Consider the following 12222-nt stretch of genomic DNA (forward strand, 5'->3'; position numbering starts at 1 on the left):
AGAGGAAGAATTCTATAACGAATTATGTAGGCTTAGTATTGAAGAGGAAAAGACCACAAGAATGTGGACGTGAAGTTGTTATTTATCATGCTCTTTCTTAAGCATGAATATTTAGTTTATTTATCCTTAAATAGACAAGGCCCCATTCAGATTCTTATTGAATGGGGCCTTGTCGCGTAATAGAATACATAGTATTCATTTATCAATACTTATTAACTTTCAGGGATCCATACTTTCATTGGGCCTGCTTCCCGATTATCCCATGCATAGTATGGGACTGCAGTCATTTCAAATGACTTAGTTGTAAAAGGCTTTGTCTGATATAAATCTTCTGAATCATAAACCTCAGTAATTTCTCCATTTCCAACTATTTTTACAATACCGCCAAGTAATTTCTGATCAAAAATCGCAGTAAGTTCCTTATCCCTTGGCAAAGATAATTGACTTAAATAATGAGTATTATCAATACCTTCAATACAATAGACAAGTGGTCCGCGTTGGAGTGCCACATGATTTCGATTTTGTCTGACACTTGGATGTGCATACACTTTCTCGATAGTCATTGGAAGGATGAGTTCAATCTGATCATGATTCTTCCATTCTCTTTCAATGCGTACATAGCCCTTATCAAGAATGTTTTCTAACGAAACCATCTCACCATTTACTTTTAATCCTGCACTCTTTGTCCAGCTTGGAATTCTTAATTTTAGAGCAAATGATACAGGGTTTTCTACTTCCAACTGAATTGAAACATTGCCATCCCATGGATAGTTCGTTGTTTGATTTAGTTTTATTTCTTGATTTGCAAGTTTAAATTTTGCACTTCCTGACACATACAAATGAATAATTGCTTCTGAATCACTTTGTGAATAAATATATTGTCCAAGTGAGCCAAGCAAACGAGAAATATTTGGCGGACAGCATGATACACCAAACCATTCTTTTCGATGAACTTCACCAAGGCTTTCTAGTGGATTTTCATAAAAATACTTTTTCCCGTCTAAAGAAATGCCACTTATGACCCCGTTAAAGAGTGCTCTTTCTAAAGCATCCGCATATTTTCGATCACAATCTAGCTGTAGCATCCGGTGATTCCAAAAGACTAGTCCGATCGCTGCACAAGTCTCTGCATATGCAGACTCATTAGGTAAATCATAATCACAGGTAAAACCTTCGTATTCAGCAGTTGAACCGATTCCCCCAGTTACATACATATTTTTGTAATGCAAATTATTCCATAAGCGGTCACATGCTTCTCTTAACTTTTCATCGCCGTTTTCTTTCGCTAAATCTGCCATTGCACAATACATATACATGGCTCTTACTGAATGCCCAACAACTTTATCCTGCTCTCTTACAGGTTTATGTGATTGATTATATTCCTTTAAATTGGCAAACGTTGAAAATAATTCTTCAAAATAACCCGGGCCATACTTTTTCTTTTCTTCAGTAAAATAATGTGGTTCATTTCCTCTTTCTTCAATAAAAAATTGACTAAGTCTAAAATAACGAGCTTCTCCTGTTACATGGTACAGCTTAATAAGAGCAAGCTCGATTTCTTGATGCCCAGGGTAGCCTTTGATTTTTCCTTCTTCAGGTCCAAAAACCGAATCGATATAATCAGCATAGCGACAAACTATATCTAAAAGTGAGCACTTTCCAGTTGCTTGAAAATGTGCTACACCTGCTTCAATAAAGTGTCCTGCACAGTATAATTCATGTGCGTCACGAAGGTCTGTCCAACGCTTTCCAGGTTTCACAGCAGTAAAATATGTATTCAAATATCCATCTTCCTGCTGTGCTGCAGAGATTAGTTCAATCACTTCATCTACCAGCTTGCTTAGTTCGGCATCAGGATCTGTTGCTAAGCTGTAGCTTGCCGCTTCAATCCATTTTGCTACATCAGAGTCCCAAAATGGATGGATTTCTGGATCTCCTTGCTTCCAATTTAATTTTAATGCATCTATACGACCTGTTTCTTTACATTGCTTATATTGAAATGGAATCGTTTGTTCACGATTAATTTTTCTTCTTGGCGCCCAAAAATGATCATTTATCGTTACATCCTTTAAAGAAACGGGTTCTAATTTATTTTGTTCGATGATCGACATACTTACCCCTCCACATAACTTAATCGATTAACTTGTTCTGGAATAAAAAAGCCAAATACAATTATTTAGCTTTTACATTACTTGGTGCTGCTACAGACTTTCTTTCTATTAAATGACATTTCAGTTTATCCATTACGTTATGATCAGAATCCTTCTTATCTAAAATATTTATTATAGTTTCCATTGAATGGTGTCCCATTTCTCTTAATGGTAAACCCATGGTACTTAATGGCGGTATAAAATATTGGCTGCATTCTTGATTATCAATCCCAATAATAGAGATATCCTCAGGAACTTTAAAACCAATTTCTCTACAAGCTTCTAAAGCACCTCCTGCCATTAAATCATTCATGGCAACAATCGCTGTTGGAACTTCTTCACTTGTTTCAAGTAATTCTTTCGTCAATTGATAACCTGATTTGAATTCCCAATCCCCTGTTTTAATAAATGAAGGATGAAATGGTAAATTATTTTGCTTTAAAGCGGAATAAAACCCAGAGTACCGTGCATGTGCAGGCTGTGAATCAATTAATCCGCTAATCAAGGCAATTTTTTTATGGCCAAAGCTGATAAGATAATTTGTTGCATCATATGCTGCTTGTTCATCATCATAATTGATGGAGTAGTGAGTATTGTCAGTCGAATAACAATATGTACAGACAAAGGGTTTATTCACTTCACCGATAATTTCTGAGACTTCTCTTGGGTGAACGCCAACATAAATGATTCCATCAACATGATTACTAAGTAATTCGTCAATTTTCTGTTTTGCTACTTCTCGACATTGCTCGATATTCACAGAAAAGTTATTTCCTACTCTTTTAAATAACCTCAAATTTGTTAGTAAGATTGAGAAACCAAGTTTTTCTGCATATTCATTTATACCATCAATGATACCTGGTGCATTAAAAACAGTAATATCCTCTACAATAACACCAATTGTTTTTGTCTTTCTCAATTTTAAACTTTTAGCTACTTGGTTTGGCTTATAATCAAGATCTTCAATGATCTGCAAGATTCGTTTCCTAGTTTTCTCACTAACAGTACCGGTGCCATTTAAAACATATGAAACAGTTGCAGTTGAAACATTTGCCTTTATAGCAATATCTTTTATGGTAACCATCCTATGCTCCTTAAAATTTAAACGTTTACACTAATATTAGTTTACTATACAATACTTTCAATTTCTAACCTACTTAATTTACAGTTTTTTTAAAAAGATAACTTTCTAGTCGATATTTCGTTTAATAACATGCAGTTAATCTTTTAAACCAGATGTTTTTACTCCTTCAACCAAGAATCTTGACGCAAATAGATATAAGATCATTGGTGGTATGGCCATAATCATCGCCATTGCCATTTGTAAATTCCATGCAGTTAAATTTGTAGCACCTTGTACTTTGAAAGATGTTAAGGCTCCTACTGTTAGAGGTTTTAAGTTTTCTGAATCAATAAAGATCAATGGTGTAAATAACTCGTTCCACCAGTATACCGCTGATAATACCCCTACTGTTATAAAAATCGGCTTCGAAATTGGAACAAGGATCTTCGTAAAGACCTGCCATCTTGTACAACCATCAATCATCGCAGACTCATCGATACTTTTAGGTATTGTTTTAAAGAATTGTCTGAACAAAAAGACATTGTATGGATATGCAAAGAAACTAGGAATGATTAATGGCAGAAAACTATCTAACCATCCTAACTGGCGGAAAAGTAAAAATTGCGGAATAATCGTTGTTACCGTAGGGACCATCATAGTCGCTAAAATAATGGCGAATATAGCATTTACACCTTTAAAATTCATCCTTGCCAGCGGGTACGCAACAATTGCACTTGAAAGAAGTGTACCGATCGTATTTCCAACAATTAAGATGATACTGTTTTTCAAGTAAATTAATGTATTACTATTCTTGATAACTTCCACATAATTTTGAAATTGCGGGTTATCAGGTATTAGTTTTGGAGGATACTGGCTAATACCGTTTAGGGTTTTAAGAGAATTTGAGAAAATCCATAGAATCGGAAACATCATGAAAATAGCAACAATAATCAAAATGGAATATTGGAGAATTTTCCTGGATCTCTCTTGTTTATTTTTCGTTTGTGAATAGCCCATTTTCTATCCCTCCTCAATCATAATGAACCCAGTTTTTCGAAAGTCTGAATTGAAAAGCCGTAATAATTCCAACGATGACAAATAAGACGACAGCTAACGCTGATGCATAGCCCATATCAAACAATTTAAACGCATTTTCATAGATGCTTAAACTTAATACTTGTGTCGCATTCCCAGGACCGCCGCCAGTAAGCGGATAAATTAATGTGAATGAACTGTTAAATGAATTGATTGTAGCTACGACCGTATTAAATAAGATAATTGGTGAGATCGATGGCAACGTAACATGGAAGAATCTTTGTAAGAAATTCGCTCCTTCAATATCACATGCTTCATATAATTCTTTCGGAACTTCTTTTAAGCTTGAATTAAAAATTAACATCATTTGTCCTGTTGCATATGTAAAAATACTTGCTACAGCTAATGTCGGCCATATCCAAAAATTATCACTTAACCAGTTTGGCGGATTGTCAATGCCGATAAATGTCAGCATATAATTAACAATTCCCAGTTCTTTGTTGAACATTAACTTAAAGACAAATGCCATTACAACACTAGGCATTACAGCTGGTATAAAGTAAAAAAATTGAAAGAGACTAATATACTTAACCTTAAAGTTTAATAGTACTGCTAAAAATAAAGACATGATAACACTTGAACATACACTAATGACCGTGTATAAAATGGTTACTTTTAATGAATTAGCAAAATCTGATTCCCCAGAAAACATAAATTTATAGTTTTCTAAGCCAACAAATTCTGGCTGTCCTAATAGATTCCATTTCGTTAAACTTAGCAGGAAGGAAACGATGATCGGTCCACCTGTAAATAAGATAACTCCGATAATCCACGGTGAAAGGAATGCGTATGCAGAAAGATTCTCTTTCAAGGTATTTCCACTTTTTTTCACTTTTACACACCCTCTTTATTATGATAAAAATGGGTGACCCAAAAGCATTTGGCTTTCATGGGTCACCACATACTTTGTTATTTCTCTTTATCTAGTTTTTTCTGTGCACTAGGTACATCCTTATTGATAACTTCATCAATGTCTTTGTTTCCTAATAGCACTGCGTTAAAGCTTTGTACAAGCTCATTTGTTACTGTTGGATTCACTAAGACATAACCAAAATCTGCAAATTGCGCAGTCTTATCAAAGACATCCCAATTTTCTGGTCCTTTTTCACCAGCTACTTGATACTCGCCTTTCTCAGCAACACTTAAACGAGTTGAAGGGTTGTTAAACTGTTTACTGATAAGAGATTGACCAGTATCTCCCATCATATATTCAATAAACTTCCATGCTTCTTCTTTATGCTCACTGTTACTATTAATTGTAAAGAATCCTGTATGAAGGGACGAATATGATCTTTCTTCCTTTGGTAATGGCGCTATATCCCAATTAAAATCATTCTCTTTATAACTAGCAATATACCAGCTTCCATTACGTGTCATAGCTGCTTTACCTGCAGCAAACAAGTCAGATACTTCTCCACCAACAGATGGCTGTGGAATGACTTTATCTTCATTCGTTAATTTATTTTGGAATTCTAATGTCTTTCTTAAACCATTTGATAAATCAAGGTTTCCTTCTGCATCAACAACATCATCACCTGCTGCCCCAATTGATGAATACCAAATTCCAGGGAATGAAATCGCATCTGCTCCCCATTGAACTGTATTTGACCCTTCGCGAATCGTTAATTTCTTCGCTGCTTCTTCAAAATCTGCCCATGTCCAATCTGCTGTTGGATACTCTACACCAGCTTTATCGAACATGTCTTTGTTATAATATAAAAACTCAGATGCGTAGCTCCATGGTAAACCGTAAATGCTACCATTATTCTTGTTTAATTTATTAACTGCCGGGATAAAATCTTCCATTTTAAAAGCATCTGTTTTCTCAATATACTCCTCTAGAGAATCAATAGCACCGCTTTCAGCAAAGCGGTTAATATCAGCTTCCCATGACAAGATAACATCAGGAGCTGTTCCACCAATAATCATAGAATTGATTTTTTGTGAGTAATCTTCAGGAATATTTACTAATTCAATATTGATATTTGGATTTTTTTCTTCAAAATCTTTGATAAAACTTGCATTATCATCTAATGTATCCCACATACTGAATTGAATCGTTACTTTCCCATCACTATCTTTACTAGTTGTTTCATTATTGCTACAGCCAACTAACGCAATACTCAAAATTAATACGATAACAGTAAGAAAATGTACATAGAACTTGCGCTTTTTCATTTATTTCCCCTCCATAAATAATTAATGAAAAGCTGATGAGACAATATGACCCTTCGTTTCCCCCCTTAATGATTGTTTCATAACCTCTGTTAATAGTAACATGAGTAAAAATTAAACGATTAACTTTTTACTTAAAAAAATATGTACACCTGGTAATTCAAAATTACTATCATACTGGATATAGGGATACAAAACTACCAATATTACTAATTTCCATGCTTGAAAGTTAATGATATTTGCTGATAACGCTTTTTGAATACGTTTTCAATAACCTTCAAAAAAATATTTGATAAGTTCCCTTAACATCTTATCCAAGCAAATTAATTAATCGTTTAATTATATAATAATGATGGGTTTATATCCTGTCAATAAAAATTTTACCGTTTATTTTTAAGTTTTTTATTGCCTACATGGTTAGTCTAACAAAAAAATAAGGTACCCAATAGACTATTGAATACCTCATTCCTTTTCAACCCATCTTAAATTGTTTGCTCATGTGCTGCTACCAGATGCAAAGCATTATTCACAATACCGTATTCGCTTGCATGTGGACGATCTTCACCATCACCATATCCATAATCAAACATTCGATTGCGGTTAAGTGTTAGTTTTGTAAATGTCGGACGTAATAAATCAAATAGCGGATAACGTTCTTGTAGATGTGGAAACCTCTGTTGATACGTGATAATTTCATGTCGAATAATACGCCAAAATTGCTGTTCAGAAAATGCCTCCTTCTCTTCTAAGATGTTGCTTAAATAGCGGAAGTGACAAATAAATAATCCTGTTAAGATCAACTGTGTTAAACCTTCTGGTGCCTCGCTTCGAAGGACTTGTTTCAGCTCCGTTGAAAGAACGTCAAGCTCTGGAAATGGCTGATCACTAATATTGACATCAACAACAAAATCCTTCATGATTGTTCGTTCAGGTATATAATCCTTCAGAACAAGGACAGTATTCTGACCGTGCGGGGAAAATACGGTACCGTATTGATATAAGTAATGGAGCAATGGCGGTAAAATTGCTTTTGCAAGTTTCTTGACCCATTCCCGGGCTGTCAATCCTGATTTTTCAATAAGCTTTGACACAAATGATGTACCATGATGGTCAACATGCAGTAATGCGGCAAGTGTAATGGCATGTTCCCCTTCTGTTAATTCTTGATAAATACTTTCTCTCCATACGACACCAAGTAGTTCAAGATATTGATATGGTGCTCCCTTTAATTTATTAAATGTAGGATGATCGACATTCATTGTTGCTACTTCCCCTAATAATCTGATTCGGCATTCGTCTTTCAAAAAAGAGTCGTTTTCTAAAATGTTCATTATCACAATCATTTGAATAAACTCGTACTAATTGATAATGATTATCAAAGTCAATTAGTTTGGTATAAATTACTAACATGTACCTACATATTATTTTCATCTGGTTCAAAAGTTTTGGTTCTGAAGTTGAAGAATAGCTATGTATGTGGGTTTATCTTTTTTTGGGCGAATATATTGCGAATGGTAGGCTTTTTCCGGTAATTGTGGGATGATTCGTAGTAATAATTGAAAAAAAAACACCAACAGTAAAAAAGAGGCACCACCGTTAAGTGACACCTCTTACACAAATATTATAATAATTTCTCTCCAAAAAGTGAGCCCATTAACGCAACAGCAACAGAAGCTGTTTTATTTCTTTCATCCAATATTGGGTTTACCTCAACAAATTCAGCAGAAGTGATCAGTTTTGATTCCTCTAGCATTTCCATTGCTAGATGACTTTCACGATAGCTTATTCCACCTAATACCGGTGTACCTACGCCTGGTGCATCACTTGGATCTAATCCGTCTAAATCAAGTGATAAATGGACGCCATCTGTTTTATCTTTTAAGTATGTAATCGCTTCTTCAATGACTTTTGTCATACCTAAACGATCTATTTCATGCATGGTATAGACTTTAATGCCTCTTTCACGGATAAGCTCTCTTTCACCCTCATCTAATGATCTTGCTCCAATAATGACAATATTCTCCGGACTTATTTTCGGAGCGAAGCCACCAATATTCGTTAAATCCGGATGACCGATGCCTAAACTTACCGCTAATGGCATACCGTGAATATTCCCCGAAGGAGAAGTTTCTGCTGTATTTAAATCACCGTGAGCATCATACCAGATAACACCTAAGTTTTTGTAATGCTTAGAAATACCTGCAAGTGATCCAATTGCAATACTGTGGTCACCGCCAAAAACTAGTGGAAAAGAACCTGCTTCAATAACTTCGTCAACAACAGAAGCCAATTTCTCACTTGCTTCCGTTACCGCTTTCAAAAATTTCAAATTGCCGTCAGAGTGTACCTCATTTTTACTAGGTCGACCAATAGCAATGTCACCTTTATCATGGATGTCAAAATCCAGCTTTTCTAAACGTTCCACAACACCAGCATAGCGAATCGCACTTGGGCCCATGTCAACTCCACGTCGAGATTGTCCTAAATCCATGGGGACACCGATAATCGATATATGTTTTTTCATCATTCATTAACCCCCTTTGTTTATATCACAATTGTAACTTACCGGAGATTGATGGTTCAACTTGACAATTACATGTATAAATATTCATACCCATACACACTCTTAAAGATACTTATTGCTGAATTATCGTTGTTAAATCAATGATATCTGATCTTTTCTGGATATCACTGCTCGATTTCTGATTGCGTTAATATATTCAAAATTCCGCTAATAACCCCAAAATCCTGCTGGTATAATCAATTTTTCGCTAATATTATTTTATTTACTCGATTATATTCATCTTTTCGCTGATTTAGGTTTACTCATAAATTACTCCAAACAAAAAAGTGGTAATAAAATTATTCATTTTATCACCACTTTCAATTAAAATATTTAATGGATAGAACTTACCTGATTGTTTCTTTGCGTACGACTGGAGCTACTTTTGTAGCTAAAAGCTCAATGCTTTCCGCTACTTTTTTAAACGGAATGGCACCGATATCAACTTGAGCTACGAAGCGTTTATGTCCAAACATCTCATATTGGTAAAGGATTTTTTCAATAATCTGCTCTGGACTGCCTACGAACAATGCTCCTCCAGGTGTTAGCATTTGTTCGTACTCGGCTTCATTCATGTTAGAACCGATACCGAGCTGTTGTCCAACATATTTCTTGTAATTTAAATAATATGGATAGTACTCATCTTTCGCTTGCTGTGATGTTTTTGCAAGATAGCCATGCCCTGTTACACCGATTTTGAGATTTTGTAAGCTGTGACCTGTCTCTGTAGCGGTTTTGCGATAAATGTCTGCTACTGGCTTAAATCGTGAAGGATCACCGTCAAGGATTGCCATTGCCATCCCTGCACCAAATCGACCTGCTCTTGCTGCACTTTCAAGTGAGCCGCCAACACCGACCCAGATCGGAATTTGCTCTTGAACAGGTCGTGGTGCGATTTCGGCATTGTGTATTGGGGTACGAAAATTTCCATCCCAGGAAATTCGATCGTTCTTGCTGAGCTTTAGAAAAAGATCCATATTCTCTGCAAAGAGTGCGGCATTATCGTCTAAGTTATATCCAAATAGAGGAAATGACTCAACAAAAGCTCCTCTGCCTGCGATTATTTCTGCACGGCCGTTTGAAAGCAAATCCAATGTTGCGTAGTCTTCAAATAATCTAACTGGATCCATTGTACTAAGTACAGAAGTTGCACTCGTAAGCTTTATTTTTTTTGTTACTTGTGAAATGGCTCCTAAAACAACAGGTGTGGCAGATACAGCAAAGTCTAAACGATGATGCTCACCAACACCAAAAACATCCAAACCCGCTTCCTCTGCAATTTTTGCCGATTCAACAATCTCCTGTAATCGTTGTCGCGCATTTACTACCTTACCTGTATAGGGATCTGGTACGATATCACCAAGTGTATATATTCCAATTTCAAATTCGGATTTCGTTAAGTCTGTATTTGTCAGCATTGGGTCTTCCTCCAGATTACCTTGTTCATTTGAAACTCATGTATTTTTTGTCAATATAAAGGATATTATTCATGTGATTACTATATTACAAACCTAGTTACTTAATGTAAGTAATTATATTTTTATTACAAACTATTGTCAAGTAATTAATTTATTCTTTATTACTATATTAATATTTGGTATACTATTTCTTATAGGAGTGATGAAATTGAATAAGTCTCTAATTTGTCCAAGATTTGAAAAAGCAATGGGGATTTTAAGTCAACGGTGGACTGGACTGGTAATCTACCAACTCCTTAGTGGCCCTCAACGTTTTACTACTATTGAAACGTCAATCGGCATTACTGGGAGAGTTCTTTCTGAGAGATTAAAGGACTTAGAAAATCAAGGAATCGTGAAAAGAGAAGTTTTCCCTGAAACTCCCGTTCGTATTGAATATTCTTTAACTGAAAAAGGTCTATCCTTAGAACCTCTTTTGCGAGATATAGAAAAGTGGTCACAAACATGGTTAATCATAGAAGAAGATACGGATTAGTCTCCCAATTTTTTCTAAAATAAAACGATCAATCGACTGACTTAAGGCATTCTTTCATGAATGCCTTTTTTCAATATTTTTTCCGTCTTCTAAGAAATCCTTATGTCAAAGTTGTTGAATTTCACTAAAAAACTGTATAATGTAGACAACCACAGCAATGGAAGGAGTAATAAATTTGTCAAAATACATAGGTTATATTGGTACATATACAAAAGGGGAAAGTACAGGAGTATACAGCTTTACTTTCGATGCTGATGCTTCAAAGCTTGGCGAAATAAAAGCAGTTGCACAATTAGACAATCCGACTTACGTGAACTTAAGTCAGGATAACAAACATCTATATGCAGTTATTAAAGAGGGAAATCAAGGTGGAGTAGCCTCATTTGAAATCAATCCTCAATCAGGTGAACTTACAAAAATCAATACTCAGGTCATCGATGGTGCATCACCTTGTCATGTTAGTGTTGACTCACATAATCGTCAAGTTGTTTCAGCAAACTATCATAAAGGTACAATTGATGCTTATTTAGTAGATGAAAATGGTCACTTAACCCCTGTTACTTCGATTGTCGAGCATACAGGGAAAGGCCCGCACGAAAGACAGGAAAAACCACATACTCATTATTCAGGTTTTACACCAGATGATAAATTTGTAGTTGCCGTTGACTTAGGCATTGACAAAGTGATTACATATAAAATCGAAGAAGGTAAATTAGAAGAGGTACACAGCCTATTAGTGAAAGCAGGAAGTGGTCCTAGACACCTTACCTTCCATCCAAATGGAAAATTCGCTTATGTGATGACAGAACTAAGTAATGAAGTGATTGTACTAAGCTACAATTCAGAAACTGGTATTTTTACCGAATTGCAATATATTCCGACCATACCTGATGATTTTACAGAAAACAGCCAAGGTAGTGCCATACATATCTCATCTGACGGGAAATTTGTTTATGCAGGAAACCGCGGCCACGATAGCATTGCAGTATTCAGTGTGAATCAAGTAAACGGTGAACTTACATTTGTTGAATACACATCAACTGAAGGACAGTGGCCTCGTGACTTCGCATTCGATCCAACAGAAAAATTTATCATTGCTTCCAATCAAGAAAGCAGCAATCTTGTCTTATTTGCCCGTGATACAGAAACAGGGAAATTAACGTTATTACAATCTGATGTTACAGTACCTGATCCAGTTTGTGTGAAATTTTTACATGTATAAT

Annotated in this window: 9 protein-coding genes and 1 pseudogene; 2 read left to right on the forward strand and 8 right to left on the reverse strand. The window is 35.5% G+C overall.

What is annotated here, in order from left to right; all coding sequences use genetic code 11:
- Positions 1-212: 212 nt before the first annotated feature.
- The 8 genes and pseudogenes from GMB29_RS15350 to GMB29_RS15385 form a co-directional block, all read right to left on the reverse strand.
- Positions 213-2111 (reverse strand): glycoside hydrolase family 127 protein, encoded by a 1899-nt coding sequence (locus tag GMB29_RS15350; RefSeq protein WP_136356804.1) that lies wholly within the window; start codon positions 2109-2111, stop codon positions 213-215.
- Between the two features lie 61 nt (positions 2112-2172).
- The gene (locus GMB29_RS15355) at positions 2173-3234 is read right to left on the reverse strand and encodes a LacI family DNA-binding transcriptional regulator (RefSeq protein ID WP_136356806.1); all 1062 of its coding nucleotides are present in this window, start codon (positions 3232-3234) and stop codon (positions 2173-2175) included.
- A gap of 135 nt (positions 3235-3369) precedes the next feature.
- A complete protein-coding gene (locus GMB29_RS15360; protein WP_136356808.1) occupies positions 3370-4230 on the reverse strand; it encodes a carbohydrate ABC transporter permease in 861 nt (286 codons plus the stop codon).
- A gap of 13 nt (positions 4231-4243) precedes the next feature.
- A complete protein-coding gene (locus GMB29_RS15365; RefSeq protein ID WP_136356810.1) occupies positions 4244-5140 on the reverse strand; it encodes a carbohydrate ABC transporter permease in 897 nt (298 codons plus the stop codon).
- Positions 5141-5217: 77 nt separating this feature from the next.
- Positions 5218-6486 (reverse strand): ABC transporter substrate-binding protein, encoded by a 1269-nt coding sequence (locus tag GMB29_RS15370; RefSeq protein ID WP_136356812.1) that lies wholly within the window; start codon positions 6484-6486, stop codon positions 5218-5220.
- A 479-nt stretch (positions 6487-6965) separates the two neighbouring features.
- A pseudogene (locus GMB29_RS15375) lies at positions 6966-7817 on the reverse strand (IucA/IucC family protein); the annotation flags it as partial.
- Between the two features lie 287 nt (positions 7818-8104).
- On the reverse strand, positions 8105-9007 hold the full coding sequence (gene rocF / locus GMB29_RS15380; RefSeq protein WP_196305275.1) for an arginase: 903 nt from the start codon (positions 9005-9007) through the stop codon (positions 8105-8107).
- Positions 9008-9393: 386 nt separating this feature from the next.
- A complete protein-coding gene (locus GMB29_RS15385) occupies positions 9394-10464 on the reverse strand; it encodes an LLM class flavin-dependent oxidoreductase (RefSeq protein WP_136356816.1) in 1071 nt (356 codons plus the stop codon).
- A 208-nt stretch (positions 10465-10672) separates the two neighbouring features.
- Here GMB29_RS15385 and GMB29_RS15390 point away from each other — a divergent pair, with 208 nt between their 5' ends.
- A complete protein-coding gene (locus tag GMB29_RS15390) occupies positions 10673-10999 on the forward strand; it encodes a winged helix-turn-helix transcriptional regulator (protein ID WP_136356818.1) in 327 nt (108 codons plus the stop codon).
- Positions 11000-11156: 157 nt separating this feature from the next.
- Complete coding sequence (locus GMB29_RS15395) at positions 11157-12221, forward strand: lactonase family protein (RefSeq protein WP_319941369.1); 1065 nt, start codon at positions 11157-11159, stop codon at positions 12219-12221.
- Position 12222: the final 1 nt, after the last annotated feature.

Origin of the sequence: Metabacillus sediminilitoris (assembly GCF_009720625.1) — a bacterium.
In the GTDB taxonomy this organism is placed as follows: Bacteria; Bacillota; Bacilli; order Bacillales; family Bacillaceae; genus Metabacillus; species Metabacillus sediminilitoris.

Excerpts from the sequence above, each read along its gene's own strand:
- rocF (WP_196305275.1), bottom strand. The coding sequence starts at position 9,007 with ATGAAAAAACATATATCGATTATCGGTGTCCCCATGGATTTAGGACAA.
- GMB29_RS15360 (WP_136356808.1), bottom strand. The coding sequence starts at position 4,230 with ATGGGCTATTCACAAACGAAAAATAAACAAGAGAGATCCAGGAAAATT.
- GMB29_RS15350 (WP_136356804.1), bottom strand. The coding sequence starts at position 2,111 with ATGTCGATCATCGAACAAAATAAATTAGAACCCGTTTCTTTAAAGGAT.
- GMB29_RS15395 (WP_319941369.1), top strand. The coding sequence starts at position 11,157 with ATGGAAGGAGTAATAAATTTGTCAAAATACATAGGTTATATTGGTACA.
- GMB29_RS15370 (WP_136356812.1), bottom strand. The coding sequence starts at position 6,486 with ATGAAAAAGCGCAAGTTCTATGTACATTTTCTTACTGTTATCGTATTA.
- GMB29_RS15355 (WP_136356806.1), bottom strand. The coding sequence starts at position 3,234 with ATGGTTACCATAAAAGATATTGCTATAAAGGCAAATGTTTCAACTGCA.
- GMB29_RS15385 (WP_136356816.1), bottom strand. The coding sequence starts at position 10,464 with ATGCTGACAAATACAGACTTAACGAAATCCGAATTTGAAATTGGAATA.